The organism is Pseudonocardia sp. NPDC049635 (assembly GCF_040659795.1).
In the GTDB taxonomy this organism is placed as follows: Bacteria; Actinomycetota; Actinomycetes; order Mycobacteriales; family Pseudonocardiaceae; genus Pseudonocardia.
Map to the genome: position 1 here is coordinate 59,251 of NZ_JBFAON010000010.1, position 26,250 is coordinate 85,500.

Annotated in this window: 27 protein-coding genes; 11 read left to right on the top strand and 16 right to left on the bottom strand. The window is 73.1% G+C overall.

What is annotated here, in order from left to right; genetic code table 11:
* Positions 1–20 precede the first annotated feature (20 nt).
* Positions 21–995 carry an AraC family transcriptional regulator gene (locus tag AB0J24_RS14485; RefSeq protein ID WP_358680736.1) on the bottom strand — a complete coding sequence of 325 codons (975 nt, stop codon included), beginning with the start codon at positions 993–995 and terminating at the stop codon, positions 21–23.
* A 273-nt stretch (positions 996–1,268) separates the two neighbouring features.
* Here AB0J24_RS14485 and AB0J24_RS14490 point away from each other — a divergent pair, with 273 nt between their 5' ends.
* Both AB0J24_RS14490 and AB0J24_RS14495 read left to right on the top strand, forming a co-directional pair.
* The gene (locus tag AB0J24_RS14490; RefSeq protein WP_358680739.1) at positions 1,269–2,783 is read left to right on the top strand and encodes an aldehyde dehydrogenase; all 1,515 of its coding nucleotides are present in this window, start codon (positions 1,269–1,271) and stop codon (positions 2,781–2,783) included.
* Between the two features lie 54 nt (positions 2,784–2,837).
* Positions 2,838–4,013 carry an LLM class flavin-dependent oxidoreductase gene (locus tag AB0J24_RS14495; RefSeq protein WP_358680742.1) on the top strand — a complete coding sequence of 392 codons (1,176 nt, stop codon included), beginning with the start codon at positions 2,838–2,840 and terminating at the stop codon, positions 4,011–4,013.
* A 25-nt stretch (positions 4,014–4,038) separates the two neighbouring features.
* Here AB0J24_RS14495 and AB0J24_RS14500 read toward each other — a convergent pair whose 3' ends face one another.
* The 6 genes from AB0J24_RS14500 to cobC all read right to left on the bottom strand — a co-directional run bounded on the left by AB0J24_RS14500 (position 4,039) and on the right by cobC (position 9,789).
* Entirely contained in the window at positions 4,039–4,998 is a 960-nt protein-coding gene (locus AB0J24_RS14500) for a bile acid:sodium symporter family protein (RefSeq protein WP_358681071.1), read from the bottom strand.
* A gap of 198 nt (positions 4,999–5,196) precedes the next feature.
* On the bottom strand, positions 5,197–5,382 hold the full coding sequence (locus AB0J24_RS14505; RefSeq protein WP_358680745.1) for a hypothetical protein: 186 nt from the start codon (positions 5,380–5,382) through the stop codon (positions 5,197–5,199).
* A gap of 204 nt (positions 5,383–5,586) precedes the next feature.
* Entirely contained in the window at positions 5,587–6,759 is a 1,173-nt protein-coding gene (locus AB0J24_RS14510; protein ID WP_358680748.1) for a bifunctional RNase H/acid phosphatase, read from the bottom strand.
* Complete coding sequence (locus tag AB0J24_RS14515) at positions 6,756–7,481, bottom strand: C4-type zinc ribbon domain-containing protein (protein ID WP_358680751.1); 726 nt, start codon at positions 7,479–7,481, stop codon at positions 6,756–6,758. The genes AB0J24_RS14510 and AB0J24_RS14515 overlap by 4 nt, the downstream gene beginning before the upstream one ends.
* Complete coding sequence (locus AB0J24_RS14520) at positions 7,478–8,695, bottom strand: Nif3-like dinuclear metal center hexameric protein (RefSeq protein WP_358680755.1); 1,218 nt, start codon at positions 8,693–8,695, stop codon at positions 7,478–7,480. The genes AB0J24_RS14515 and AB0J24_RS14520 overlap by 4 nt, the downstream gene beginning before the upstream one ends.
* A complete protein-coding gene (gene cobC, locus AB0J24_RS14525; RefSeq protein ID WP_358680758.1) occupies positions 8,692–9,789 on the bottom strand; it encodes an Rv2231c family pyridoxal phosphate-dependent protein CobC in 1,098 nt (365 codons plus the stop codon). The genes AB0J24_RS14520 and cobC overlap by 4 nt, the downstream gene beginning before the upstream one ends.
* Positions 9,790–9,972: 183 nt before the next feature.
* On the opposite strand from cobC, the gene AB0J24_RS14530 reads away from it, so the two are divergent.
* The gene (locus AB0J24_RS14530; protein WP_358681073.1) at positions 9,973–10,374 is read left to right on the top strand and encodes a low molecular weight protein-tyrosine-phosphatase; all 402 of its coding nucleotides are present in this window, start codon (positions 9,973–9,975) and stop codon (positions 10,372–10,374) included.
* Positions 10,371–11,246, top strand: a complete 876-nt coding sequence (locus AB0J24_RS14535) for a fructosamine kinase family protein (RefSeq protein WP_358680761.1) — start codon at positions 10,371–10,373, stop codon at positions 11,244–11,246. The genes AB0J24_RS14530 and AB0J24_RS14535 overlap by 4 nt, the downstream gene beginning before the upstream one ends.
* A 212-nt stretch (positions 11,247–11,458) precedes the next feature.
* On the opposite strand, the gene AB0J24_RS14540 is transcribed toward AB0J24_RS14535, so the two are convergent.
* The 4 genes from AB0J24_RS14540 to AB0J24_RS14555 form a co-directional block, all read right to left on the bottom strand.
* Entirely contained in the window at positions 11,459–12,736 is a 1,278-nt protein-coding gene (locus AB0J24_RS14540; protein WP_358680764.1) for a cyclopropane-fatty-acyl-phospholipid synthase family protein, read from the bottom strand.
* A 38-nt stretch (positions 12,737–12,774) separates the two neighbouring features.
* The gene (locus AB0J24_RS14545; RefSeq protein WP_358680766.1) at positions 12,775–14,151 is read right to left on the bottom strand and encodes an FAD-binding oxidoreductase; all 1,377 of its coding nucleotides are present in this window, start codon (positions 14,149–14,151) and stop codon (positions 12,775–12,777) included.
* A gap of 123 nt (positions 14,152–14,274) precedes the next feature.
* On the bottom strand, positions 14,275–15,234 hold the full coding sequence (locus AB0J24_RS14550) for a PHB depolymerase family esterase (protein ID WP_358680769.1): 960 nt from the start codon (positions 15,232–15,234) through the stop codon (positions 14,275–14,277).
* An 87-nt stretch (positions 15,235–15,321) separates the two neighbouring features.
* Positions 15,322–16,401, bottom strand: coding sequence for an alpha/beta fold hydrolase (locus tag AB0J24_RS14555; RefSeq protein ID WP_358680772.1), 1,080 nt, complete (start codon positions 16,399–16,401; stop codon positions 15,322–15,324).
* Between the two features lie 83 nt (positions 16,402–16,484).
* Between AB0J24_RS14555 and AB0J24_RS14560 the strand changes: the two genes are divergently transcribed.
* Positions 16,485–17,630 (top strand): acyl-CoA dehydrogenase family protein, encoded by a 1,146-nt coding sequence (locus tag AB0J24_RS14560; RefSeq protein ID WP_358681076.1) that lies wholly within the window; start codon positions 16,485–16,487, stop codon positions 17,628–17,630.
* Here the strand turns inward: AB0J24_RS14560 and AB0J24_RS14565 are convergent.
* The 5 genes from AB0J24_RS14565 to AB0J24_RS14585 form a co-directional block, all read right to left on the bottom strand.
* Complete coding sequence (locus AB0J24_RS14565; RefSeq protein ID WP_358681079.1) at positions 17,620–18,846, bottom strand: aminotransferase class I/II-fold pyridoxal phosphate-dependent enzyme; 1,227 nt, start codon at positions 18,844–18,846, stop codon at positions 17,620–17,622. The genes AB0J24_RS14560 and AB0J24_RS14565 overlap by 11 nt on opposite strands.
* A 34-nt stretch (positions 18,847–18,880) precedes the next feature.
* Positions 18,881–20,275 carry a GntP family permease gene (locus AB0J24_RS14570; RefSeq protein ID WP_358680774.1) on the bottom strand — a complete coding sequence of 465 codons (1,395 nt, stop codon included), beginning with the start codon at positions 20,273–20,275 and terminating at the stop codon, positions 18,881–18,883.
* Positions 20,276–20,357: 82 nt separating this feature from the next.
* On the bottom strand, positions 20,358–21,230 hold the full coding sequence (locus tag AB0J24_RS14575) for an ABC transporter ATP-binding protein (RefSeq protein ID WP_358680776.1): 873 nt from the start codon (positions 21,228–21,230) through the stop codon (positions 20,358–20,360).
* The gene (locus AB0J24_RS14580) at positions 21,227–22,321 is read right to left on the bottom strand and encodes an iron chelate uptake ABC transporter family permease subunit (protein ID WP_358680779.1); all 1,095 of its coding nucleotides are present in this window, start codon (positions 22,319–22,321) and stop codon (positions 21,227–21,229) included. Before AB0J24_RS14580 ends, AB0J24_RS14575 begins: the two co-directional genes overlap by 4 nt.
* Positions 22,318–23,412 (bottom strand): iron chelate uptake ABC transporter family permease subunit, encoded by a 1,095-nt coding sequence (locus AB0J24_RS14585; RefSeq protein ID WP_358680782.1) that lies wholly within the window; start codon positions 23,410–23,412, stop codon positions 22,318–22,320. Before AB0J24_RS14585 ends, AB0J24_RS14580 begins: the two co-directional genes overlap by 4 nt.
* Before the next feature lie 130 nt (positions 23,413–23,542).
* Between AB0J24_RS14585 and AB0J24_RS14590 the strand changes: the two genes are divergently transcribed.
* The 6 genes from AB0J24_RS14590 to AB0J24_RS14615 all read left to right on the top strand — a co-directional run bounded on the left by AB0J24_RS14590 (position 23,543) and on the right by AB0J24_RS14615 (position 26,241).
* The gene (locus tag AB0J24_RS14590; protein ID WP_358680784.1) at positions 23,543–24,202 is read left to right on the top strand and encodes a dihydrofolate reductase family protein; all 660 of its coding nucleotides are present in this window, start codon (positions 23,543–23,545) and stop codon (positions 24,200–24,202) included.
* Between the two features lie 98 nt (positions 24,203–24,300).
* Complete coding sequence (locus tag AB0J24_RS14595; RefSeq protein ID WP_358680787.1) at positions 24,301–24,789, top strand: Asp23/Gls24 family envelope stress response protein; 489 nt, start codon at positions 24,301–24,303, stop codon at positions 24,787–24,789.
* A 5-nt stretch (positions 24,790–24,794) separates the two neighbouring features.
* Positions 24,795–25,286 carry a hypothetical protein gene (locus AB0J24_RS14600; RefSeq protein WP_358680790.1) on the top strand — a complete coding sequence of 164 codons (492 nt, stop codon included), beginning with the start codon at positions 24,795–24,797 and terminating at the stop codon, positions 25,284–25,286.
* A 20-nt stretch (positions 25,287–25,306) separates the two neighbouring features.
* Entirely contained in the window at positions 25,307–25,624 is a 318-nt protein-coding gene (locus AB0J24_RS14605) for a hypothetical protein (protein ID WP_358680793.1), read from the top strand.
* Between the two features lie 54 nt (positions 25,625–25,678).
* Complete coding sequence (locus AB0J24_RS14610) at positions 25,679–25,858, top strand: hypothetical protein (RefSeq protein WP_358680795.1); 180 nt, start codon at positions 25,679–25,681, stop codon at positions 25,856–25,858.
* 8 nt (positions 25,859–25,866) lie between these two features.
* The gene (locus AB0J24_RS14615) at positions 25,867–26,241 is read left to right on the top strand and encodes an Asp23/Gls24 family envelope stress response protein (RefSeq protein ID WP_358680798.1); all 375 of its coding nucleotides are present in this window, start codon (positions 25,867–25,869) and stop codon (positions 26,239–26,241) included.
* Positions 26,242–26,250 lie beyond the last annotated feature (9 nt).

Here is a 26,250-nt window from a genome sequence, read left to right on the forward strand (position 1 = left end):
CTCCAGGCTACGAGCCGAACTCACCCGCCGCGCAGTGTCTGGCTGGGCAGCTCGCCGAAGCGCTGCCGGTACTGCTGGGCGAAACGGCTCTGGTGCAGGAAACCCCACCGCAACGCGACGTCGGTGACCCGGACCGTGGCCGGGTCGCACCGCAGCAGCTCGGCCCGCACCCGGTCGAGCCGGATCCGGCGCAGGTGCCCCATCGGGGACTCGCCCAGCTCCTGCTGGAACGCCGCGTGCAGGGTCCGCACGCTCATGCAGCCCACCCGCGCCAGCTCCTGCGGGGTGAGCGGCGAGTCGGCGTGCTGTTCCATGTGCTCGAGCACCGGGCCCAACCGGCCGGCACGCACGGGATCGCCCGGCTCGGCCAGCGCCTCGCTGTAGCGGTGCCGGCCGGCGTGCAGCAGCTGCGTCATGACGAACGCCTCCAGCTGCTCGCGGGCGATCGGCATCTCCGCCAGCCCGCCGGGCCGGTCCAGCTCGCGGGCCAGGAACTCCACCGACGCGAGCAGGGTCCGCCCGGCCGGGGTGGTGAGGTCGAGACCGAAACCGAAGTCGACGACGTCGTGCACCGGCCGGTTCAGCTGCTCGCTCAGGTGGTTCTCCAGGCTGGTCCGCGGGATCTTGAGGATCAGCTGCTCGGCGTCGGCCGACCAGCGCACGGTGTTCGTCTGGTCGGGCAGCAGGACGATGCCGGAGGCCCGGGCCGCGCTGCGCTCCCGCCTGCCGTCGGTGCGCTCGGCCCTGGTGCTGCCGGCGACCGTCAGGTTGACGTGGTAGTTGTCCTCGGTCGGCGGCATCACCAGGGTCGTCGGCGAGCGGTAGGACAGATAGCCGATGGTGAACACCCGGTCGGTGGTCGCGTTCAGCGTCATCTCGACCCGGTCGTCGGGCGCGGTGAGCTCGTGCCGCAGGTAGGTGCGGGTGACCGCCTCGCGGGCCTCCTCGAGGCTCTGCGTCGACAGGACCGGATACCGCGCGAGCGTGGACTGCATCGTCTCGACACCTCCTCGTGCCACGGACCGTGATCGGCGTGGGTCCGCTCCACCGTAAGCACGTGACCTGCGCGCCTACCAGCCGCTGTGCGCAGGCCGCCATCCGTTGGGTGCACGGGCGCACCCGTCCGGCGGCCGTGCGCGAGGGGTCCGCACGAGGGTCCGCACGGAACGGCTCAGCGGGCGCGCCGCGCGGATATCGGCCCGCCGAGAGGCGGCCATAGCGTCCCCGGCACCCGCCCACCGGTGGGACACCCACCCCAGGAGAGACCGATGACAGCGACGACATCGACACCGCACGCACCCGGACCCTCCGGTTCCCTGGAGGAGTTCGGCCTGTTCATCGACGGCCGGATCGTCCCCGCCCGCTCCGGCGCGACGTTCGAGTCCGAGAACCCCTACACCGGCGTCCCGTGGGCCCGGCTCGCCGACGGCGCGCCCGCCGACGTCGACGACGCCGTGGCCGCCGCCCGCACCGCCTTCGAGGGCCAGTGGGGTGCCAGGACCGGCTTCGAGCGGGCCGCGATCCTGCGCCGCTGCGGGGACGCGATCGCGGCGAACGCCGAGCGGCTCGCCCGGTTGGAGGTCAACGACTCGGGCAAGCTGCTGCGCGAGATGCTCGGCCAGCTGACGAGCCTGCCGCAGTGGTACTACTACTTCGCCGGTCTGGCGGACAAGATCGAGGGCCGTACGGTCCCGCCGATCAACCCGAACTACTTCGGCTACACCACCCGCGAACCGGTCGGTGTGGTCGGCGCGATCACGCCGTGGAACTCGCCGCTGCTGCTGCTCACGTTCAAGCTGGCGCCGGCGCTGGCGGCCGGGTGCACGATGGTCGTCAAGCCCTCCGAGCACTCCCCCGCCTCGACGGTCGCGTTCGCCCAGGTGCTGCACGAGGCCGGGCTGCCGGCCGGGGTGCTGAACGTGGTGACCGGCTGGGACCGCTCGACCGGTGAGGCGCTGGCCGGGCACCGGGGTGTCGACAAGGTGGCGTTCACCGGGTCGAGCGCGACCGGCGCGAAGGTCGCCCAGGCGGCCGGTGCGAACATCAACCGGGTCACCCTGGAGCTGGGCGGCAAGTCCCCGCAGATCGTGTTCCCGGACGCCGACCTGGACGCCGCGGCGAACGGCCTGGTCGCCGGGGTGTTCGCGGCGACCGGGCAGACCTGCATGGCCGGGTCCCGGCTCATCGTGCATGCCGACGTGCACGACGCCCTGGTCGCCAAGGTCGCCGAACGGGCCGACTCGATCGTGCTCGGTGACCCCACCGAGGCGGCCACCGAGATGGGACCGGTGGCGAACCGCCCGCAGTACGAGAAGGTCCTCGGTTACCTGCACGGCGCCGCCGCCGAGGGCGCCACGTTCGCCTGCGGCGGCGGGGCCGACGACGAGCGCGGCGGTCTGTTCGTGCGCCCGACGCTGGTCACCGGCGTCACCCCGGAGAACACCATCGTCCGCGAGGAGGTGTTCGGCCCGGTGCTGGCCGCCTACACCTTCACCGACGAGGACGAGGCCCTCGGGCTGGCCAACGACACCCCGTACGGGCTGGCGGGGGCCGTCTGGACCAAGGACGTGCACCGCGCGCACCGGGTCGCCGGACGCCTGCGCGCCGGCACCGTGTGGATCAACGCCTACCGGGTGATCTCCCCCGCCATGCCCTTCGGCGGTTTCGGCGCCAGCGGCATCGGCCGGGAGAACGGCGTGGACGCGATCCACGAGTACACCGAGAACAAGTCGGTGTTCGTCGAGCTGACCGGCGGCACCCGCGACCCCTTCCAGCTCGGCTGACGCCCGCCCCACGACGGGCCCCGGAGCTTCCCGCACACCTCGAAGGAGAGATCTGTGAGCACCACCGCGAACGAACGCCTCGGCCTCGCCCCGACCGATCCCCGGCCGCCGGAGGAGACCCGGCCGCTGGTCGACCGGACGCAGACCAACCCGCTGTTCGGCGACCAGAAGATGAAGCTGGGCCTGTTCGGCACCAACTGCTCCTACGGGCTGATCATGAGCCACGCCCCGACCACCTACAAGATCACCTGGGAGCACACGAAGGAGATCGCCACGCGGGCCGACGACCTCGGCTTCGACGTGCTCGTCCCGGTCGCCCGCTGGAAGGGTTTCGGCGGTTCGACCAACTTCAACGGCAACTGCTTCGAGACCTACGCCTGGGCCGCCGGTCTCGCCGAGGCGACCGAGCGGATCTCGATCGCCGCGACGTCGCACCTGCCGACGGTGCACCCGATCGTCGCCGCCAAGGCGGCCACCACGATCGACCACATCTCCGGTGGCCGGTTCGCCCTCAACCTGGTGATGGGCTGGGTGCCGCCGGAGATGGAGATGTTCGGCACCGAGCAGCGCGACCACGACCAGCGCTACGCGTTCGGCCAGGACTGGATCGACTTCGTGACCAGGCTGTGGACCGAGGAGGGCTCGTTCAGCTTCGACTCGAAGTTCTTCCGCGGCGACCTGCTGGAGTCCTACCCGAAGCCGCACCAGGCCCCGCGCCCGGCGCTGCTCAACGCCGGGAACTCGCCGTCGGGCATCGAGTTCTCCGCCCGCAACGTCGACATCAACTTCGCGTCGCTGGACACCCTGGAGAACATCCGCGCCTACACCGACAAGGTCCGGGCCAAGGCCCGCGACGACTACCAGCGCGACATCCAGGTGATGACCTACGGCCTGGTCGTCTGCCGCGACACCGAGGAGGAGGCCAAGCGGGCCTTCCAGCAGGTGGTCGACGAGGGCGACTGGGGCGCCGCCGGGAACGTCATCAAGATCGCGGGCTCCGGTGAGAGCCAGTCCTTCGACCACGCCGTGAAGATGCAGGAGCGGTTCATCGCCGGTTGGGGCGGCTACCCGATCGTCGGTACCCCGGAGCAGGTCACCGAGGAGCTGGGCAAGCTCAACGAGGCGGGCATGGAGGGCATGATCTTCGGCCTGATCGACTACAACGAGGAGCTCAAGTACATCGGCGAGCGGGTCATGCCGCTGCTGAAGGAGGCCGGCCTGCGCCACTGATCCGGCGTCGCCCCCGGGCGGCCGGTCACTCCCGTGCGTGTTCGTCCGCGGGAGTGGCCGGCATCGGGCGTTTCGACCAGTAACCCGCCAGAGCGGCACCAGAAACGTTGTGCCACACCGAGAACACTGCGCCCGGCAACGCGGCTGCCGGGCCGAAGTGGACGGTCCCGAGGGTCGCGGCGAGCCCGGAGTTCTGCATCCCGACCTCGATCGAGACCGCCCGGCGCGCGGTGACGTCGAGCCGGAACGCGCGGGCGACCGCGTAACCCAGCGCGAGACCGGCCAGGTTGTGCACGACGACCACCCCGACGATCGCGAGCCCCGCGGTGAACAACGCGTCCGCCGACCCGGACACGACGATCATCACCACGGCCGTGATCCCGAGCACCGAGACCAGCGGCAGCGCGGGCGTCACCCGCTCGACGACACCGCCGGCGAACCGGCGCAGCAGGAAGCCCAGCACCACCGGGACCAGCACGATCTGCACGATCGAGCCGAACAGGCTCCCCGCCGACACCGGCAGGTAGGTCCCGGCGAGCAGCAGCACCAGCAGCGGGGTCACCACCGGCGCCACCAACGTGGACACCGACGTCATCGCCACCGAGAGCGCGACGTCACCGCGGGCCAGGAACACCATGACGTTGGACGCGGTGCCGCCCGGCGCACAGGCCACCAGGATCACCCCGACCGCGATCTCCGGCGGGAGGTCGACCAGCACGGTCAGCAGCCAGCCCACCGCCGGCATCACCACGTACTGGGCCCCCAGGCCGATGGCGAACGCAGCCGGCCGCCGAGCGATGTAGGCGAAGTCCACCGGGCGCAACGTCATGCCCATCCCGAGCATGATCAGTGCGAGCAGCCAGGGGACCGCCGACGACCAGCCTTCGAAGACGCCCGGCGCGGCCAGCGCCACCGCCCCCGCGACCAGCACGATCACCGGGAACCATCGGCCGACCAGGTCGCCCCACGCCTGCACGCGCTTCATCGCACTCACCGGCACACCCTCGCACCGGACCGGTGCTACGGGGCAGCCCACGTCCAGATGACGGGACGGGGGTGGGTCCGATCCCGGGCGGCGCCGGTTCACCGGGTCGCGGGCGTTCGTGGCGATCACCCGGCGGGACGTGCGACGGCCCCGCGCGGCAGGTGCCGGGCGGGGCCGTCGACGGGTCGGTGGTCGGCGTCAGAGCTCGTGGGCCATGTCGTGCCCGAGGTCGGTGTCCGGGTCCAGCTCGCGGGCCGGCACCCCGATCGGACGGGACGTGCCGCGGCGCTGCTGGGGCAACCGGGCGATCGTGCTCATCTCGTGGGCCAGGTCGTAACCGTAGTCGTGCTCGTGGGACAGCGCTCCAGAAGACCGCACCGACATTCGTCTCTCCGTTCCCCGACACCGAGACAGCGTTCACGCTCCGTACGAGATCCACCCCGTACGGTGCTCGCAGATCATCGCCCGACCGGGGAGCGCCGAACAACGCTCCGGAGTCGACTCCGCCCGTTCGGGCCATGGTTGTATCGATCCAGCGGCGTGCCTGCGTGCGTGACGCACCGATTCGCGGTAGGGACCGGAGCCAGCTCAGTCCAGGTAGGACGTGTCGTTGACCAGCCGGACCGAGGCGCCGCCGTCGGGGTAGAAGTCCGCCACGCTGGTGCACGCCAGGTCGAGATGCATCCGGAACAGCACCTCGTCCCCGGCCCCGAGCGCGTCGCGGATCAGCAACTTGATCGGCGTCACGTGGCTGACGACGACGACCGTCGCCCCGTGGAACTCCTCGACGATCCGGCGGCGCTCGGCCTCGACCCGTTCCCGCACCGCGCGGAAGCTCTCCCCGCCCGGCGGCTCGACGTCTGCCGATCCGAGCCACCGGGCGTGCAGCTCCGGATCCCGCTCCCGTGCCTCGGCGAACGACAGGCCCTCCCAGCCGCCGAAGTCGGTCTCGATCAGTGCGTCGCGGATCTGCAGCTCCGCGCCGGTCGTCTCGGCGACCGCGGCAGCGGTCTGCCGGGCCCGGCGCAGCGGCGAGGACAGCACGGCAGCGGGCTCGACGCCCTGCTTCGCCAGCCGCGCGGCGAGCGCGCGGGCCGCCGCGGCGGCCTGCTGCTGACCGACGGCGGTCAGTTCCGGGTCCCCGTGACCGGAGTAGCGGCGCTCGACCGACAGCTCGGTCTGGCCGTGCCGCAGCAGGATCAACCGGACCGGCGTACCCGCCTGACCGGACCAGGCCGCGGCCGCCGCCGAGGAGCCGGTCGCGGCGATGCCGGACGCCCCGGATGCCTCCGGTGCCTCGGACGCCGGTGCCGGTTTCGGTTCCGGCCCGGCCACCGCCGACGGGTCCGGCGTCGGGTTCGACTCGCCGTTCATCGCCCGGTTCGCCAGTGCGTCGGCGCGGGCGTTCGCCGCGCGCGGGATCCAGCCGAACGTCACGGTGTCGAACTGTCGCACCAGGTCACGGGCCTCGTCGACGAGCTCCTGCAGCGCCGGGTGCTTGACCTTCCAGCGGCCGCTCATCTGCTCCACGACGAGCTTGGAGTCCAACCGGGCCTCGACCTCGGTGGCGCCCAGCTCCCGGGCCGCCCGGAGCCCCGCGATCAGCCCCCGGTACTCGGCGACGTTGTTCGTGGCGGTGCCGAGCCCGTCGTAGACCTCGGCGAGCACCTGCCGCCCGCCTGCGTCGAGCACGACCGCGCCGTATCCGGCCGGGCCGGGGTTGCCGCGCGAACCGCCGTCCGCCTCGACGACGAGCTTCACTTGCCGCGCACCAGGATCGCGCCGCACTCCTCGCAGTGCACGACGTCGTCGGCTGCGGCCGCACGGACCTGCGCGAGGAAGGTGCGGTCCAGCTCGAGCCGGCAGGCACCGCAGCGCGACTCGCGCAGGGCCCCGGCAGCTACACCACCCTTGGCGCGGATCCGCTCGTAGTCGGCGAGCAGATCGTCGGGCAGCGCGGTGACCAGCTCGGCCCGCGCGCGGTCCCGGCCGGCCCGGGCCACGTCGATGTCACCCTCCGCGGCGTCGCGGCGGGCTCCGACCTCCGCGAGGTGCTCCTCGGCTGCGACCAGCTCGGCGCGGGCGTGCTCGAGTTCCACCCCGACCGCCTCGCGCTCCTCCATCACACCGAGTTGCTCGTCCTCCAGGACCCCCTGCCTGCGGGCCAGGGTGTCCAGCTCGTGCTGCAGCTCGGTGGCCTGCTTCGCACCGACCCCGGATCCGGCCAGCATCGCCTGGTCGCGCTCGGTGCGGGCCCGGACCCCGTCGACGTCGCGCTCGATCCGCGCGATGTCGCGGTCCAGGTCACCGGCCCGGGTCTCGGCGCGGACGGCGGCGTCGCGGGCGTCGTGCACCCGCCGCTGCGCCTCCTCGAACTGCGTGTGCTCGGGCAGCGTCCGGCGCTGGTGGGCGAGGCGGCCGATCTCGGCGTCCACCTCGGCCAGCTGGAGCAGCTTCGCCTGGGTGGTTGGGTCGGCCTTCATGATCTCGCCTCCGTCTGATGGGGGGACACAGCCTGATCGGGGGACGCGGCCTCGTGCGAGACGGCCTCGGGGGTGGCCGCTGTCGTCCACGGGTCGGTCCGCAGTCGGGAGACCGACACCGAGACGCTACCGCCGAGCGCCGACCGCACCACGCCCGCCGCCTGCGCGCACCACGGCCACTCGGACGCCCAGTGCGCGACGTCGACGAGCGCAGGTACGCCGCCGCCCGGGCCGGAACCGGAGAGCAGGTGCTCGGACGCCGGGTGGTGCCGCAGGTCGGCGGTCACGTAGGCGTCGACGCCGGCCCGGGCGGCGGCGCCGAGCGCGGAGTCACCGGAGCCGCCGCTGACCGCGACCCGGTGGATCCGGCGATCCTTCTCGCCCGCCCCGCGGACACCCCACGCGGTGGGCGGCAGCGCCGCGGCGACCCGCTCGGTGAACACGGTGAACGACTCGGGCCCGGGCAGCGAACCGATCCGGCCCAGCCCGCGCGACGACGGCAGCGGCGCCATCTCCAGCAGGTCGTAGGCCGGTTCCTCGTAGGGGTGCGCGCTGCGCAGAGCGGCGACGACCTCGCGCCGCCGCGAGCGCGGCAGCACCATCTCCAGCCGGGTCTCCGCGACCCGCTCCAGCCTGCCGACCTCGCCGATCGCCGGGGCCGCCCCGTCGAGCGGGAGGAACTGACCGGTCCCGGCGGTGGCGAACGAGCAGTGCGAGTAGTTGCCGACCCGCCCGGCCCCGGCATCCGACAGCGCGGCGTGCACCTGTGCGATGGCCGGTCCGACCGGGACGAAGGTGACGATCTTGTCCAGCGGCTCCGCCGGTTCCGGCACCAGCGGACCGTCGACCCGCAGACCGAGCGCGTCCGCCAGCGCGTCCGAGACGCCCGGGTCGGCGACGTCGGCGTTGGTGTGCGCGGTGAACAGGCCCACCCCCGCCCTGATCAGCGCGTGCAGCAACGCTCCCTTGGGCGTGTCGGCGCCGACGCCGTGCACCCCCCGCAGCAGCAACGGATGGTGGGTGACGAGCAGGCCGGCACCGGAGTCGATCGCCTCGCGAACGGTCTCCGGGGTCGGGTCGACGGCGAACAGCACCGAGTCGACGGTGTCGGCGGGATCCCCGCAGACCAGCCCGACCGCGTCCCACTCCATGGCGAGCGCGGGCGGGTAGGCGGCCTCCAGCGCGTCGGTCACGTCCTTCAGGGTGGCGCTCATGCCGGCACCACGACCGCGCGCAGCGCCCGCTCCAGCTCCTCGGCGAGCCGGCGGGCCGGCTCCGGCGGGCGGACCGCCACCCGGATGTGGTCGGGGCCGAGCCCCGGGAAGGTGTCACCGCGCCGGACCGCGATCCCGGCGGCACGCAGCAACCGCCGGACGTCGTGCCCGGTGCCGTCGGGCAGGTGCAGCAGCAGGTAGGGCGCCACGCCGCCGGACACCGCGACCCCCTCGATCGAGGCGAGCGCGGTCGTCATCGAGACCCGGTGCCCGGCCAGCTCACGGGCCCGCTGGTCGGCGGCGGACAGCGCGTCCGGCTCGCAACAGGCGACGATCGCCTCCAGCGCCGGCGTCGACACCGGCCACGGCGGCCGCGGCCGGGCGAGCCGGGCCAGCAGCGCCGGATCACCGAGCGCGTACCCGGCACGCAGCCCGGCCAGCGCCCAGGTCTTGGTCAGCGAGCGCAGGACCAGCAGGCCGGGCAGCTCACCGTCCCCGGCGAGCGACTCCGGCTCACCCGGGACGGCGTCCGCGAACGCCTCGTCGACGACGAGCACCCGCCCCGGCCGGGCCAGCGATCGCACGGTGGCGGCGGGGTGCAGCACCCCGGTCGGGTTCGTCGGGTTCCCCACGACGACCAGGTCGGCCCGGTCCGGGACGGCCGCCGGGTGCACCGTGTGCCCGTCGGCGGCGTCGGTGAACACCCGCACGACGTCGACGTCGGCGTCGCGCAGCGCGGCCTCCGGCTCGGTGAAACCCGGGTGGACGACGGCGGCGAGCCGCGGACGCAGCGCCGGGAGCAGCGCGAAGCCCTCGGCGCTCCCGGCCAGCGGTAGCACCTCGTCCGGGGTGCGGCCGTGCCGGACGGCGACGATCTCGCGGGCCTGCCGGTCGTGATCGGCGCGGGGGTAGCGGCCGAGACCGTCGAGCGTCGCGGCCAGGCGGTCCCGCAGCCACGCGGGCGGCCCGTCCCCGATCACGTTGACCGCGAAGTCGAGGAGGCCGTCGGCCATCTCGGCGTCGCCGTGATGGCGCAGGTCGTGTGCACCCGGGCCACCGGGCCCGTGGCCGGCCCGAGGGTGATCGAACGGCATCCGGACACCCTACGGCGGGCTCCGGCACGGGCCGGCACGGCGGGTGGGTGAGAATGGACGAACCATGTCCGCACAGTCCCCGTTCGACACCGACGTCCGAGCCCGTGCTCCCCGGGAGGGTTCACCGTGAACGTCGTCTTCGTCTGCACCGGCAACATCTGCCGCTCACCGATCGCCGAGAAGATGCTGGCCGCCGAGATCGAGACCGCCGGCCTGGCCGACCGGGTCCGGGTGACCAGCGCCGGGACCGGGCACTGGCACATCGGCCGGCCGATGGACGAGCGCGCGGCCGAGGTGCTGGCCGCCCGCGGTTACGACACCGGTCACCGGGCCCGCCAGGTCGACTCGGAGATCCTCGCCGCCGACCTGCTCGTCGCGCTCGACGCGGGGCACCTGCGGTCGTTGCAGCGCTCGGTCCCGGACCCGAGGCGGGTGCGGTTGCTGCGCTCGTTCGATCCCGACGCGGCCGAGGGCGCCGAGGTGCCCGACCCGTACTACGGCGGACCGGACGGGTTCGCCGAGGTCTACGAGATGATCGCCGCGGCGTTGCCGGGCCTGGTCGAGTACGTGAAGCGCCACGCGTGAGCGCTCCCGTCCACCGGCTGACCGGGCGGGTGGTCACCGCCGAACTCGGCGGTGACCCGCCGCGGTTCCGGCTCGGCGAGGGCACCGAGGCGATCACGGTCGTGGTGAAGAACGGTGCAGCGGATCCGGGCTCCGTCCCGGCCGAGGCCGCCGGGTTGCGCTGGCTCGCGGTCCCCGGCGGGCCCCCGGTCCCCGAGGTGCTCGGCCATGACGACGAGTGGCTCGTCACCAGCTGGGTCCCGCCCGGACGTCCCACCGCGGCCGCCGCCGGCGAGCTGGGGCGACGGCTCGCCGTGCTGCACGCCGCCGGTGCCGACGCCTTCGGGGCGCCGCCCCCGGGCGGCCCGGTGCAGGCGTGGGTCGGGCACGCCCGGATGCTCAACGTCGGGCACGACGGCCCGTGGGGCGACTGGTTCGTGCAGGACCGGCTGCTCCCCTACCTCCGGACCGCCCGCGACCGCGGTGACCTGGATGCGGCGGGGGCGGCCACGATCGAGCGGGTGTGCGCACGGATCGACGTGCTCGCGGGGCCGGACGAGCCGCCCGCCCGGCTGCACGGCGACCTGTGGTCGGGCAACGTCCTGTGGTCCGACGGCCGGCCGGACGGCACCCGGGCCTGGTTGATCGATCCGGCCGCGCACGGCGGGCACCGGGAGTCCGACCTGGCCATGCTGGACCTGTTCGGGCTGGCCCATCTCGACCGGGTCGTGGCCGGTTACGCCGAGGCGGCCGCCGACGCCGGGACACCGCTCGCCGAGGGACGGCGCGACCGGATCCCGCTGCACCAGCTGTTCCCGCTGCTGGTGCACACGGTGCTGTTCGGGGGCGGGTACGCCGGCCGGGCCGTCGCCGCGGCCCGGCGGCTGGCCTGACCACGACGTGCCGGCACCGGGCCCTCGGCCCGCCGCCCGGTCCCGCCCACGGCCCTCCGGTCTCGCAGCGGGTGGCTCACCCATCGGGTCGCTGGTCCGCGAGATCCGCTCAGCGGGTGAGCGAATTCGCGCACCAGGACAACCCGTCCCGAATCCGCACCGCCGGCGCCCCGGCACCGGCACACCGCACCGGCCGGGCGCCGCACCGACGATCAGTACGCCCCGTGCTCCCCGCGCAGCGGGAACCCCGAGGTGCCGTCGGCGTGCAGCTTCACCCCCAGCACCTGGTGCAGCTGGATGTTGTTCAGCTCGAACCCGAGGCGGCAGGCGGCCATGTAGAGCCGCCACACCCTGGCCCGCCCGATACCGACCTCGGCGACCGCGTCGGTCCAGTTCCGCTCCAGGTTCGCGCCCCAGTCGCGCAGGGTCAGGGCGTAGTGCTCGCGCAGGTTCTCCGAGTGCCGGATCTCGAAGCCCGCCTGGTTCATCGCCGTCACGAGCACACCGATCGGCTCCAGCTCACCGTCGGGGAACACGTAGCGGTGAATGAAGGGATCGGTGCGGCGGTGGTCGGGCTTGCGGGGCTGGGTGATGCAGTGGTTCAGCATCCGCCCGCCGGGACGCAGCTTCGCGTACATCGAGCGGAAGTAGGCGTCGAGGTTCGCCTTGCCGATGTGCTCGGTGAGCCCGATCGAGGACACCGCGTCGAAGACGCCGTCGGGCAGGTCGCGGTAGTCGAGATGGCGCACCTCGGCCAGCCCGCCCAGGCCCTGGCGCTCGATCTCGGCCTGTGCCCACGACGCCTGCTCCCGGGAGAGCGTCACCCCGAGCGCCTGCACCCCGTGCTCGGCGGCGGCGTGCCGGACCATGCCGCCCCAGCCGCAGCCGACGTCGAGCAGCCGCATCCCCGGCTTCAGGTCCAGCTTGGCCGCGACGAGCTCGTACTTGGTCGCCTGTGCGGTCTCCAGCGAGGCGTCCGCGTCCGGGTAGGTCGCGCAGGTGTAGGTCATCGACTCACCGAGCACGAACTCGTAGAACCGGTTCGAGACGTCGTAGTGGTGCGAAATCGCCTGGGAGTCGCGGCGCTTGGAGTGCAGCAGCCCCCGCGGGCGGGCCTCCAGCTCCGGCGGGGAGGGCCGGTGCTCCCGCCAGTACGGCAGCAGCCGTCGCGCCAGCCACAGCTGCTCCCGACGTGGGATCGAGTGCAGGGTGACCTCGGCCATCGCGCGCAGCGCGGTGTAGAGGTCACCGTCGACGTCGATCTCCTCGGTGACGTAGGCCCTGGCCAGCCCCAGCGTGCCGGGCGCGCTCACCAGCCGGGCCAGCGCCCGCGGCGAGGCGACCCGCACCGTCACCGGCGCGTCCTCCGGCCCGCTGCTCGACCCGTCGAACGCCTCGATGCGCAGCTCCGGCGAGCCACCGACCACCCGGGACAGGATCCCGGCGACCGGTTCGGTCGTCGCCTGTCGCTGTTCCAGCACTCCCGTCATCGCCGATCCCCTTCCAGCCACACCGGCCGCGGCACCCCTCAGCGGCCGGTCACCTTGCGGTACAGGTCGGGCGCGCGCCCGTCCGGGTCGTACCGCCGTTTCACGGCCCGGTACGCCTCACCGTTGTAGTGCGCCCAGAACTCGTCCTCGCCGTAGTGCACGGTCGAGTACAGCGACTTGTGCCCGCCGAGGTCCGCGACGCAGTCCTCGATCAGGCGGTTGTGCGCCCACCGGTCCCCCGCTCGCTCCGGGACCGAGGACCAGAAACCGACGTTCACGTACAGCCGCCCCGGTTCCATCGGGTAGAGCGGCCAGGTCCGGTCACCGCGCAACCGCAGCGGGCACAGCCACACCGGCGAGATCGGGATCTCCCGGTCGAAGAACTCGAGGAACTCGGCGAGTCGCTCGACCGGGATCTCGACGTCCTGCACGACCATCTCCTCGCTCGGCGCACCGAACGCGTTGCGCACCCGGTTCGACGCGCCGAAACGCTGGTCGAGGGCGACGAGCCTGCGGTAGACGTCGGACCGCCGGTAGCGGCGCGGCCAGAACCGCCGCACCAGGGGATGCTGGACGCCGAACGCCCGCGAGCACCAGAACCAGTCCGGGTCCCACCGCCAGATGTAGTCCCGGACGGTCAGATGGTCGACCGGTCGCCGTTGCAGCGACCGGTAGTAGATCTCCTGCCCGGTGTAGTCGGAGATCCGCGCCCCGGGCATCGGCGCGTCGACGAACTCGCCGGTGGTCAGGTAGTGCTCGTCGGGGCCGAAGACGACGCCGTCGAGGAAGTCCGGCGCGTCGTCCACGCGCCCGGCCAGATCCTCGATCGCCGCGGCCACCGCGCCCGCGGACCGGTGGCGGTGATGGGTCAGCGCGACGAACGGGCGGACCGGCGCCAGCTCGACGACCAGCCGCACCGCGTAGCCGAGCGTGCCGTAGGAGTTCGGGAAGGCCGCGAACAGGTCGGCGTGCTCGCCGTCCGGGGTGACGTGGCAGAGCTCCCCCGCCGGGGTCAGCACGTCCATCTCCAGCACCGACTCGTGCGGCAGGCCCTCGCGGAACGACGTCGACTCCACCCCGAGCCCGGTCACCGCGCCGCCGAGGGTGATCGTCTTCAGCTGCGGGACGACGAGCGGCATCAGCCCGTGTGCGAGCGTGGCGTCCACGATGGTCTCGTAGGTGGCCATGCCCTGGACCTCGGCGGTGCGGGCCACCGGGTCGACGGCGAGCACGCCGTTCAGCGCCGAGGTGTCCAGCCGGGTGGCGCCGCGACCGGTGTCGCGGTCGCCGAAGCGGAACAGGTTCGACGACGGCTTGCCCAGCTGCACGCGCCCGGCACCGGCCCGTCGCCGGCGCAGCTCCGCCACCGCCGTGTCGTGCGCCGCACGGGATACGGAGGGGACGTACGTCACCATGTCGGCGACGATAGACCTCTCTCGTTTGCGACGCTCACGGTTTTCACCCGGTCTACGTCACACCCTCGCCCACCACCTGGTCGCGATCGTCCGGAGCTCGGAGCCGGGAGCCCCGGCGCCGGGTCACCGGGTCCGCAGCGTGTGCCGGACGAAGAAGTCCCAGATCAGATCGGTGGCCCGCACCGTGTGGGTGGTGGTACCGCCTCCGCTGTGGGCGGTCGCACCCGGCCAGGTGTGCCCGGCGCCGTCGGCGGCGACGTGCTCGACCTGGGCCCGCCCGGCGCAGCGCGACCAGGTCGTGATCGTGATGTCCGGCTCGATCCGGCGAATCGACGGCACGGCGGCACAACGGTCGCGGGCCGCCCAACCCGCCGCCCAGTCCCGGATCGCGGGCAACCCGCGTGCGGCGTCACCGCTGTAGGGGATGGTCGCGTCACCGGTCCCGTGGAAGGAGAGCACCGGCACCGCCCGGCCCGGCTCGCACGGCGGCTCACCCGCGCGGTAGTAGGCACCGGCGACCGGGGCGATCGCGGCGATCCGGTCCGGCATACGACAGGCGAGGATGTCGGTGAATCCTCCGCCGTTGGACTTGCCCGTCGCGTAGATCCGAGTGGTGTCGACGCACAGGGTGGACTCGAGCTCGTCGAGCAGATCACCGGTGAACGCGACGTCGTCGACGCCCGGTGCCGAGTAGGGGGCGCCCTGCCAGGCACGCCGGTCCTCCCCTCCGGGCACCCCGTCGGGATAGGCCACGATCGCCGGGAGCCCGGACAGCCCGCTGAACTCCTCGGTCGCCGGTCCGCTGTTGCCGCGGCCGTGGAAGACCAGCACCACCGGCCAGGCCCGGTCGGCGGTGTACCCCTCCGGCAGGTGCAACCGCACCGAGCGGTCGAGCCCGCCGGAGGTGACGATCCGGTCCGTGCCGGTACCGGGCTGCTGCGGAGCGGGCGCACCACAACCGGGAGTGCGGGGTGACGGGGCCTGCGCGGCGGATGCGGTGCCGGCGGCGGTGAGGACACCCGCCAGCGCGACGGCCACACAGGCGGTGAGGGCGAAGACCCGCGATCGTCTCGTTCCGGACATGCTGGTTCCCTTCGGACGGCGTCGGCCGGGGGCAGGGCGATGTGATCACTCGGTCGCGATCGGGCCCTGGTGATCAGACACTCGTGATCATGGCACGGACTCGCCCCCGGCGGTGCCGTCCCAGTCGACGAGCGCACGGTCCAGCTCCGGCCACGTCGTGCTCCGCGCCCGCCGCCCGGTGAGGACGCCGAGGTGCCCGCCCGGGGCCGTCGTGAACCGCACCTCCGGACTGCCGGAGAGCAGCGGCACGGCGCTGCGGACCGCCTTGAGCGGGGCGATCACGTCGTCCCGGCCCGCCACGACGAGCACCGGTACGTCCACGTCGGACAGCTCGACGTCCCTGCCCGCCAACCTCAGTCCACCCGAGGCGAGATCGTTGCTGCGCAGCAAGAGGTGGAAGATCTGCCCGAACACCCGGCCCGGGTAGCCGTGCATGTTGTCCATCAGGTGGTCGACGGCCTCGATCTGGGCGAGGCAGTCGCGGTCGTCGATCCGGGACAGCAGGGCGAGCGGACGGGTGATCAGCCTGTCCACCGCGGTCAGGTGGAAGGCCCAGCTCACCACGGGCGCCGGGAAGCTCCCGATGCCACGGTAGATCGAGGAGACGATCCGGCCGCCCGCGACCTCGGCGAGCGGGCGCAGCGGCGCCACCAGCGGCACCCGCGAGATGTCCACCGGGGTGCCGATCGCGGACACGCTGCGGACCGGCAGCGGATCCCGCGACCGGACGGCGGCGGCGACGGCGAGCAGCGCGAAGATCCCGCCCAGCGACCAGGCGACCAGGTGCACGTCGGCTCCCTCGGCACCGGCGATCTCACGGAGGGTCGAGGGCAGCAGGTCGTCCACCCAGTGCTCGATGCCCAGCGTCCGGTCCGAGAACGACTTCGGGCCGTAGTCGACGAGGTAGACGGTCCGCCCCTGCTGCAGCAGGTGCTCCACCAGTGAGCAGCCGCGCCGCAGGTCGTAGGCGAAGTCCGGGGCGCCGAGCGGCGGCACGAGCAGCACCGGGTCGCCGTCGCAGGCGTCCACCCCGGACAGCGGGTGGTACCGGTACAGGATCCCCGCCGGAGAGCCGACGAGGGCCTCGCGCGGCATCCGCTCCAGATCGGCGATGTGCCCGACGACGGTCCGGTCCCAGATGTTGGCAACGGCGTCGACGAGGTGCACGCGCGCACCCTACGGCACCCGGGGGTCACCGACGGCACGCGGAGACGCCCGAAGTTACCGACGGGTATGTGACACTCACCGCCATGCAGCGCGAGATCTTCGACGACGAGCACGACGCGTTCCGCGACCTGTGTCGCACCTTCATCGCGAAGGAGATCGTCCCGCATCACGAGCGGTGGGAGGAGGAGGGTCAGGTCGACCGGTCCATCTGGACCGCGGCCGGCGCCGCCGGCCTGCTCGGCATGGGGGTCCCCGAGGAGTACGGCGGCGGTGGGGTCGACGACTTCCGCTACAACGCCGTGCTCGACGAGGAGATCGTCGCGGCCGGGGCCAGCGGCGTGGGTTATCCGCTGCACAACGACGTCGTCGCCCCCTACCTGCTGCGACTGTGCACCGACGAGCAGAAGCGGCGCTGGCTGCCCGGCTTCTGCAGCGGTGAGCTGATCACCGCGATCGCCATGACCGAGCCGGGCACGGGCTCTGACCTGCAGGGCATCGCCACGAGCGCGCGCCAGGACGCCGACGGGGACTGGATCCTCAACGGCTCGAAGACCTTCATCACCAACGGCATCCTGGCCGACCTGGTGATCGTCGTCGCCAGGACCGACCCGGAGGCCAAGCACCTCGGCTTCACGCTGTTCGTCGTGGAGCGCGGGATGGCCGGCTTCGAGCGCGGCCGCCGCCTCAAGAAGGTCGGGATGAAGGCGCAGGACACCGCGGAGCTGAGCTTCACCGACGTCCGGGTGCCGGACGCGAACCGGCTCGGCGAGGTCGGCCAGGGCTTCGTGTACCTGATGCAGAACCTCGCCCAGGAACGGCTCTCGATCGCCGTCGCCTCGGTGGCCGGGGCCGAGGCCGCACTGCGACTGACGGTCGACTACACCAAGGAACGCACGGCGTTCGGGCGGCCGGTGGCGAACTTCCAGAACACCCGCTTCGAGCTGGCCGAGATGGACACCGAGGTGTCGATCGCCCGGGTGTTCGTGGACCGCTGCCTGCGCGAGCACGTCACCTCCGAGCTGTCCGTGCCGGACGCGGCGAAGGCCAAGTGGTGGTGCTCGGACCTGCAGAACCGGGTCGTCGATCGCTGCGTGCAGCTGCACGGCGGTTACGGCTACATGCTCGAGTACCCGATCGCCAGGGCGTTCGTCGACTCGCGGGTGCAGGCGATCTACGGTGGGACGAACGAGATCATGAAGGAGATCGTGGGCCGGTCGCTCATCGGCTGAGCGCCGCCAGCGCCTGCTCCAGGTCGGCGACCAGATCGCGCGGGTCCTCGAGGCCGACCGAGAAGCGCAGGTGGCCGAGGCGGCGGAACTCGGGCGGGAAGTGTGCTGCCCGCCCCTCGTCCCCGGCACCGACGTGGACGATCAGCGACTCGTCGTGCCCGAGCGACACCGCGGAGGTGATGATCCGCAGGTTCGCGACGAACCGGTTCTGCAGCTCCGGCGGCCCGTCCAGGGCGAAGGCCAGCATCCCGCCGAAACCGCCGTCGAGGGTGGCGGCGGCGAGCTCGTGCTGCGGGTGCGACGGGAGACCCGGGTAGGCGACGTAGGCGACCTCGGGGCGGTCCTGCAGGAACCGGGCGACCTGCAGGGCCCCCTCGCAGTGCGCCCGCATCCGCATCGGCAGCGTCACCGAGCCGCGCATGATCAGCCAGGCGTTGAACGGGCTGATCACGCCACCGGCGTCGACCATCGCGTCGGCCCGGACCCGGTCCACGAGCTCGCGGCGGCCGAGCACCGCACCGCCCATCGCGTCCCCGTGCCCGTTGATGTACTTGGTCAGCGAGTGCACGACGAGGTCGGCGCCGCGCTCCAGCGGGCGCTGGAGCACCGGGGTGGCGAAGGTGGCGTCCACGCTCAGCAGCGCGCCGTGCTCGTGCGCGATCGCGGCGACCGCGTCGATGTCGGTGATCCGGGTGGTCGGGTTGGCCGGGGTCTCGACGTGGACGAGCCGGGTCTGCGGCCGCAGCGCCGCCCGCACGGCGTCCGGGTCGGAGGAGTCGACGAGCGTCGCGGTGATGCCGTAGCGGTCGGGCAGCAGCTCGGTGAGCAGCCGGTGGGTGGCGACGTAGGTGACGTCGGAGCTCACCACGTGGTCGCCGGAGCGCAGGAACGTGAAGAACACCGCGTGCAGGGCCGCCACCCCGGACGCCAGCGCGACCGCCGCGCAACCCCCTGGCGAGACACCGGTCGGGTCCTCCAGCGCGGCGAGCTTGTCCTCCAGCCAGGCCTGGTTCGCCCCGCCGTTGCGGGTGTAGAGCCGGGTGCCGGTGCCCGACCAGTCGAGCTCGGACGGGTCCTCGGGCAGCGCGTAGGAGTTGGCCGCCACGATCGGGCGGCGGATCGCGCCGGTGCCGGGATCGACGTCGTTCCCGGCGTGCACCGCGCGGGTCGCCAGGTACGGGGGCCGGTCGGACGGGTGGTCGGTGGCAGGGTCCAGCTCGTTCACCCGCCCGATCCTGCCCGATCCCCGGTCAGCCGAGCGCACCCGCCAGCAGGAAGATCGGCAGCACGGCGGCGAACCCGACCACCGACTGGATCGTCTGCTGCACCGTCCAGGTCTTCAGCGTCGTCGCCACGTCGAGCCCCATCAGGCGCCCCACCAGCCAGAACCCGGAGTCGTTGACGTGGCTGGCGAACACCGACCCGGCCGCCGTCGCGAGCACGATGCAGGCCACCTGCCCGGCGTTGAAGCCACCGGCCAGCACCGCTGGGGCGACCAGCCCGGCCGAGGTGACCAGCGCCACGGTGGCGGAACCCTGGGCGACCCGCAGCGCCACCGCGATCACGTAGGCGGCGACGATCACCGGGAACCCGACGGCGTCCAGCGCGCCGGCCAGCGCGTCCCCGATCCCGGACGCCCGCAGCACCCCGCCGAACATCCCGCCGGCACCGGTGATCAGCACGACCGAGGAGATCGGGCCGAGCGAGGAGTCGAGCAGCTTCTCCAGCGCGTTCTTGTCGGTTCCCCGGCGGCCGCCGAGCACGATCATCGCGACGAACACGCCGATCAGCAGCGCGATGCCCGACGAGCCGAGGATGCTCAGGAACTGCACCCAGCCGGCGTCCGCGTCGACCACGCCGACCTGGGCGAGCGCGTCCAGCCCGGTGTTACCGAGGATCAGCAGGATCGGCAGTGCGAGCAGCAGAACCACGGTGCCCAGCGCGGGAGGATCGGCCGGCTGGTCGTCGTCGACGGTGCCGAACAGCGCCGGGACGGGGTGCACGATCCGGCGGCCGATCCAGGTGCCCCACAGGTATCCGGCCAGCCACCAGACCGGCAGCACGATGATCAGGCCGATCAGCAGCACCAGGCCCAGGTTCGCGTCGAACTGGTCGGTGGCCGCGACCGGGCCGGGGTGCGGCGGCAGGAAGACGTGCATGACCGAGAACGCGGCCGCCGCCGGGATACCGTAGAGCAGCACGTTGCGGCCACCGTCGACCCGTCGGGCGACGGCGAAGATGATCGGCAGCATCAGCACGAGGCCGGCATCGAAGAAGATCGGGAAACCGATCAGCAGCGAGGCCAGGCTCAGCCCGAGCACGGCCCGCTTCTCCCCGAAGCGCTCGACCAGCGACTCGGCCAGCACCTTCGCGCCGCCGGAGTGCTCGATGAGCTTGCCGAGCATCGCCCCGAGCGCGATGAGCAGTGCGACTGCTCCGAGCGTGCTGCCGAGGCCGTCGGTCAGGACGTCGACGACGGCCCCCAGCGGGACGCCGGTGGCGAGCGCGGTCAGCAGCGAGACCAGGATCAGGGTGAGGAACGCGTGCACCCGGAACCGGATGATCAGCACCAGGATCAGTGCGATCGCCGCCGCTGCTATGGCGAGCAGCGGCCCCGCGCCCAGTGTCTGTTCCCATTCGTCCATGTGTGCCCCCTTCGCCCGATCCGGTCCGGGCAGTGTCTACCTGCTTGATCACACGGGGAAGGACCCGGGGGGGGGGTCGTGCTCAGTCCTGGGCGACCGGGGCCGGCGCGTGCAACGAGGGCCCGGCGTCCGGCACGACCAGCGGGGTCCCGGTCACCGGGTCCGGCAGCACCCGGGCACGCAGGCCGAACACCTCGGCGAGCAGCTCCTCGGTGACCACCTCGGCCGGGGCCCCGGTGGCGACGATCCGGCCCTCCTTCATCGCGATCAGCCGGTCGGCGTAGCGGGCCGCCAGGTTCAGGTCGTGCAGCACCATGACGACGGTCCGGCCCGCCTCCGACTGCAGCCTGCGGACCAGCTCCAGCACGTCGACCTGGTGGGCCAGATCGAGGAACGTGGTCGGCTCGTCGAGCAGCAACAGGTCGGTCTCCTGGGCCAGCGCCATCGAGATCCAGGCCCGCTGCCGTTGACCACCGGACAGCTCGTCCACCGGCCGGTCGACGAGATCGGACAGCCCGGTCCAGGCCAGCGCGTCCGCGACGGCACGCTCGTCGTCACCGGACCACTGGCGGTACCAGGCCTGGTGCGGGTGCCGGCCGCGGGCCACCAGGTCACCGACGGTCAATCCCTCCGGTGCCAGCGGGGACTGCGGCAGCACACCGAGCACCCGGGCGACGTCCTTGGTCGGGGTCCGGTCGATCCGCTTGCCGTCCAGCAACACCTGCCCGGCCCGGGCCGGCAGCAACCGCCCGAGCGCACGCAGCACGGTGGACTTGCCGCAGCCGTTCGGGCCGATCACGGTCGTGACCCGGCCGGGCAGCACGTCGAGATCGAGGTTCTCGACGATCGTGCGGTCGCCGTAACCGAGCTCGACGCCCTCGGCCCGCAGCCGGACGACGTCGGGATCGACCGGGTCGCCCCCGGTCGTGGTCCGATCCTCGAGATGCGCGGTCATGCACGGGCCTCCTGACGGGAGCGGGCGAGCAGGTAGAGCAGATAGGGGGCGCCGAGCACGGCGGTCACGATGCCGACCGGCAGCTCGATCGAACCGAGCGCGGTGCGGGCGATCAGGTCGGCGAGCACGGTGAGCGCGGCACCGAGCACCATCGACACCGCGATCGGCGGACTCCCGACCCGGCAGATCCTCCGGGCGATCTGCGGGCAGACCAGCGCGACGAACGCGATCGGCCCGGCGGCGGCGGTCGCCACCGACGCGAGCCCGACCGAGACGAACAGCAACCCGGTGCGCGCACCGTCGACCCGGATGCCCAGGCCGCGGGCGGTGTCGTCGTCGAACCGCAGGCCGCCGAGCACGTGCGTCAGGATCAACGCGGCCGGCACGAGCACTGCCATCGCGATCGACAGCGGCACCACCTCGTTCCAGCTGCGCGCGTTGAGGCTGCCGTTGATCCAGACCTGGGCCTGGGCGGCCTGGTAGATCTGCGCGACGGTGAGCAGCCACTGCACCGCGGCGACCAGCACCGCCTGGATGCCGATCCCGATCAGCACCAGCCGGAAGCCCTGGATGCCACGCCGCCAGGCCAGCAGGTAGACGACCAGCGCGCTGGTCAGTCCGCCGATCAGGGCCGCCAGCGGGATGCCGAGTGAGGCGAACATCCCGCCGACGCCCGCTGCGCCGCCGCCCAGCACGATCACGAACACGGCCGCCGCGCTGGCACCCCACTGCACGCCGATGATGTCCGGGCTGGCCAGCGGGTTGCGGGCGATCGACTGCAGGATCGCACCGGAGACCGCGAGCGCGCCACCGACCAGTGCACCGACCAGGGTGCGGGGCAGCCGCAGCTCCAGCACCACCAGCTGCTGGCCGGCGTCACCGCCGCCGAACAGCGTGGCCAGCACCTCGGTGATCGCGATCGGGTAGTCACCGCGGCCCATGTTGGCGGCCGCCGCGAGCAGCAGCACCGCGGCGCAGACCAGGAGCACGACGAGCGGACGGACCCGCAGCACGCCGGAGAACCGGCCGTAGCGGAGCGGACGCCGCCCCGGCACCACCGGCCCGGGACGGGACTCGGTCGTGGCACTCATACGGCCCCCAGCTTCCGGCGGCGGACCAGCGCGATGAAGAACGGGCCGCCGATGAGCGCGACCACGATGCCCACCTGCAGCTCACCGGGCCGGGCGACCACCCGGCCGACGACGTCGGCGAGCAACAGCAGCACGGCACCGGCCAGTGCCGAAGCCGGCAGCAGCCAGCGGTGATCGGGTCCGGTGAAAGCGCGCACCACGTGCGGCACGATCAGCCCGAGGAACACGATCGGCCCGCAGGCCGCGGTCGCAGCACCCGCGAGCAGGGTGATCGCGACGACGCCGACGATCCGGGTCCGGCGCACCGAGTGCCCCAGCGAGGTCGCGACGTCGTCGCCCAGCGACAGCGCGTTCAGCGCCGGTGCGCTGGCCAGCGCCAGGACCACGCCGGCCACGATGAACCACACGACCTGGCCGGCGACGGCCGCGTCCCGCCCGGCGAGCGAGCCGACGCTCCAGAACCGGTAGGCGTCCAGGCTGGTCTCGTCGAGCAGCACGATCGACGACGTGAGCGCGCTGAGCAGGAACGTCACTGCGGCGCCGGAGAGGGCGAGCGTCACCGGGGTCGCGCCGCCCGGCGCCCGGGTGCCGATCACGAACACCACCACGCTGGCGACCAGCGCGCCCGCGAAGGCGAACCAGACGTAGCCGAACAGCGAGGTGACCCCGAAGACGTAGATCCCGACCACCACGAAGAACGCCGCACCGGCGTTCACCCCGAGCAGCCCCGGGTCGCCGAGCGGGTTGCGGGTGAAGCCCTGCACCAGCGCACCGGCCAGGCCGAGCGCCATCCCCACCAGCACGCCGAGCGCGGTCCGCGGGATCCGCAGTGCGCGCACCACCACGTCGTTCTCGGTGCCGGTGGGCGCGACCAGGGCGGACATCACCTCGTTCAACGGGATGATCTTGGTGCCGATCGCGATGCTGGCCGCCATCGCGACCAGCACCGCGACGCCGAGACCGGCGAGCCCGAGAAGCCGTCGGCGTCGCAACGAGCGTTTCGGAGGCGCCGGTGGCCCCGTCGGACGGGGTCGGACGCGGGTCGCGTTCACCGTGCTGCGGTCTCCCTGCGCATCGATTGCGGATCGCACCCGTCTGGCGCGGCTGCGCTCACCATAAGTGAGCCTGACCTACGACTGAACACCACGTGGGGCACATCGCGATCACGACCGTGGTTGCGGGCATGCTCCGGGGGTGCTGCGACGCCGGACGGACCAGCGGGTGACCGCGATCATGGTGACCTCGCTCGACGGTGCGGCCACCGCGGGCGACCGCGGTTCTCAGGGCCTCAGCACCCCGGCCGACCGCGAGCTGTTCCGGTCCCTGCGCCGGGCCGCCGACGTCGTGCTGGTCGGCGCGGGCACCGTGCGGGAGGAGAACTACCGGGGGGTGCGCCCGCGGCCGTCCGGGCCGGACGGGGCCGATCCCGGGCCGCCCCCGCCGATCGCCGTCGTCACCGGGTCGGCGGCGCTCGACCCGGCGGCACCGCTGTTCACCGACACGCTGACGGCCCCGCTGGTACTCACCACCACCGCCGCACCCGTCGCGCGACGGACCGCCCTCGCGGGCGCCGGCGCCGAGGTCGTGACGCTGCCCGATCTCGGACCCGGCACGCTGCTCGCCGAGCTGGCCCGGCGGGACCTGCGCGAGGTGTTGTGCGAAGGCGGCCCGACGCTGCTCGGCGCACTGGTCGCCGCGGACGAGATCGACGAGCTGCGACTCACCCTCGTGCCGGTGCTCACCGCCGGCCCGTCCGGCCGGATCGCGAGCGGCCCGGAGGACGCCGGGCTGCGCCGGATGGAGCTCGCCGGGCACACGGCCGCGCCCGACGGGACCCTGCTGCTGCACTACCGCAGAGCGGCACGTCCGCCGAACGAGTGAACTCCCGTGAGTTCTCCCGAGCGTTGGGCATCACACGGGGGACCGCAGGACGAGTCGGCGGTGCGGGTCATGCCCGCCGCCGCGAGAGGAGCACGACGATGACCTCCAGCACCTCCAGCAGCCCCGCCACGACTCCCGGCGCCGCCCCGGCCGACCTCGGCGACGCCACCACCCAGGGAAAGACCTCGATCGCCGCCTCGGTGGTGCAGAAGATCGCCGGTATCGCGGCCCGCGAGGTCTCCGGCGTGTACTCGATGGGCAGCGGCGCGTCCCGCGCCTTCGGGGCGTTGCGCGAGCGCATCCCGGGCGGCAGCGCGACCGGCGCCTCGAACGTCGCAGGCGTCGCCGTCGAGGTCGGGGAGAAGCAGGCAGCGGTCGACCTCGACCTGGTCGTCGAGTACGGCGTCGCCATCCCGGACCTTTCGAAGGCCGTGCGCCGCAACGTGATCGGCGCCGTCGAGCGGATGACCGGGCTCGAGGTGATCGAGGTCAACATCTCGGTGAACGACATCCACCTCGCAGGCGAGGACGACGACGCCTCCGACGCCGACCGTGCGCCCGCTCCGACCGGCCGCGTCGTGGAGTGACGACAGTGCCCGGCTCCCCCGACTCCCCCGCCACCGGGGCCCGCCCCGGTATCACCGACGGGGCCCGCCCCGGTGCCCCCGCGGTCGCAGCGGAGCGCGCTCGCGGACCGGAGCCGGCCGCCCTGGCCGAGCTGATCGCCGAGGCGGTCGCCGCGCATCCCTCGGTGGTCCGGCTGGACGGCGGCCGCTACGGCGCCGTCGCAACCTGGCTGCCCGGCCGGAGACTGGTGGGAGTACATGTCGGAGGACCGGGCGAACCGGTGGAGATCGCGGTGGTGCTCGACCTCGTCCGGCCGATCCCGGATACCGTCGCAGCGCTGCGCCGGACCGTCGCGCCACTCCTCGGCGCGACGCCCGTCGACATCACGGTCACCGACGTCACAGCCACCCACGGCGCCGGTGGTCACGGCACCGGCAGCCACGGCACTGTGACGCACGTCGGAGCCCCCGGTCTCGGGGACGCGACCGCAGCCGGTGACCGGGTGGGCGCCCCATGACGCACTGCACGGAGGTTCGGATGGACGCTCGGAACGGCCGGGCCGGGCTCACGCCCGAGCAGCGCGCGGCGTACCGGTCGTTCGTCCGCACCCACCACCCGGACCGGGGCGGTGACCCGGAAGTGTTCCGGGCCGGCCTGGCCCGGTACCGGGCGCTGGCCGCCGGGCAGGTTCCGGAGCCCGGCGTCACCGCGCCGCACGACGACCGGCGCTACGACGCGCCGATCGAGATCGTCCCTGACCTGCCACTCCCGACCCGGGTGCTGGTGGCGCTGATCCGCACCGTGCGCCGTCGCACCCACCCACGGGTCGACCGGCCCGGTACCAGCCAGCCCTGATCCCTCGGCACCGGTGCCGCACACGGCTCGGGTGCCCGTCTCGGAGGAAACGACATGAACGCCACCCAGACCGGTCTGCTGGCGGGTCTCCTGCTCGGCGTCGCCGGCGCCACCGGCGGATTCCTCGCCTTCGTCATCACCCTCGTGCTCGGCGTCATCGGCCTGCTGGCCGGGCGGGTACTCGACGGGGAGCTCGATGTCAGCGGTGTGTTCGGCCGCGGCCGGGACCGGTGACGGCCGGCGTGTCCGCGCTGACCGAGCCGGACGACCGCGGTTCGCTCGACATCGACCCGGCGGTCCTGAAGAAGATCGTCGAGTACGCCGCCGACACCGCGCCGGCGACCCGGCACCGGGCGCGCACCGTCGCCGGCCTCGGGATGGGTGAGACCGGGCCGAGCGCCCGGATCACCACCCACGCCGACGAGGAGGTCGACGTGCGGCTGCGGGTGACGCTGGTCTACCCCGGGCCGGTCCGGGCAGCCGTCGCAGAGGTACGTGAGCGGGTGGCCGCCGACCTGCGCCGGATGACCGGACGCCGGCTGCGCCGGTTCACTGTCGAGGTGGGCGCCCTGCAGGCCGACCGGGCCGCCGCACCCGAGACCACCCGGGTGCACTGACCCGGGCAC

Bases quoted from the DNA above. Each gene is read 5' to 3' on its own strand.
- AB0J24_RS14485 (WP_358680736.1), bottom strand. From the start codon at position 995: ATGCAGTCCACGCTCGCGCGGTATCCGGTCCTGTCGACGCAGAGCCTC.
- AB0J24_RS14490 (WP_358680739.1), top strand. From the start codon at position 1,269: ATGACAGCGACGACATCGACACCGCACGCACCCGGACCCTCCGGTTCC.
- AB0J24_RS14500 (WP_358681071.1), bottom strand. From the start codon at position 4,998: ATGAAGCGCGTGCAGGCGTGGGGCGACCTGGTCGGCCGATGGTTCCCG.
- AB0J24_RS14505 (WP_358680745.1), bottom strand. From the start codon at position 5,382: ATGTCGGTGCGGTCTTCTGGAGCGCTGTCCCACGAGCACGACTACGGT.
- AB0J24_RS14515 (WP_358680751.1), bottom strand. From the start codon at position 7,481: ATGAAGGCCGACCCAACCACCCAGGCGAAGCTGCTCCAGCTGGCCGAG.
- AB0J24_RS14520 (WP_358680755.1), bottom strand. From the start codon at position 8,695: ATGAGCGCCACCCTGAAGGACGTGACCGACGCGCTGGAGGCCGCCTAC.
- cobC (WP_358680758.1), bottom strand. From the start codon at position 9,789: ATGCCGTTCGATCACCCTCGGGCCGGCCACGGGCCCGGTGGCCCGGGT.
- AB0J24_RS14530 (WP_358681073.1), top strand. From the start codon at position 9,973: ATGCTGGCCGCCGAGATCGAGACCGCCGGCCTGGCCGACCGGGTCCGG.
- AB0J24_RS14540 (WP_358680764.1), bottom strand. From the start codon at position 12,736: ATGACGGGAGTGCTGGAACAGCGACAGGCGACGACCGAACCGGTCGCC.
- AB0J24_RS14545 (WP_358680766.1), bottom strand. From the start codon at position 14,151: ATGGTGACGTACGTCCCCTCCGTATCCCGTGCGGCGCACGACACGGCG.
- AB0J24_RS14550 (WP_358680769.1), bottom strand. From the start codon at position 15,234: ATGTCCGGAACGAGACGATCGCGGGTCTTCGCCCTCACCGCCTGTGTG.
- AB0J24_RS14560 (WP_358681076.1), top strand. From the start codon at position 16,485: ATGCAGCGCGAGATCTTCGACGACGAGCACGACGCGTTCCGCGACCTG.
- AB0J24_RS14570 (WP_358680774.1), bottom strand. From the start codon at position 20,275: ATGGACGAATGGGAACAGACACTGGGCGCGGGGCCGCTGCTCGCCATA.
- AB0J24_RS14575 (WP_358680776.1), bottom strand. From the start codon at position 21,230: ATGACCGCGCATCTCGAGGATCGGACCACGACCGGGGGCGACCCGGTC.
- AB0J24_RS14580 (WP_358680779.1), bottom strand. From the start codon at position 22,321: ATGAGTGCCACGACCGAGTCCCGTCCCGGGCCGGTGGTGCCGGGGCGG.
- AB0J24_RS14595 (WP_358680787.1), top strand. From the start codon at position 24,301: ATGACCTCCAGCACCTCCAGCAGCCCCGCCACGACTCCCGGCGCCGCC.
- AB0J24_RS14605 (WP_358680793.1), top strand. From the start codon at position 25,307: ATGGACGCTCGGAACGGCCGGGCCGGGCTCACGCCCGAGCAGCGCGCG.
- AB0J24_RS14610 (WP_358680795.1), top strand. From the start codon at position 25,679: ATGAACGCCACCCAGACCGGTCTGCTGGCGGGTCTCCTGCTCGGCGTC.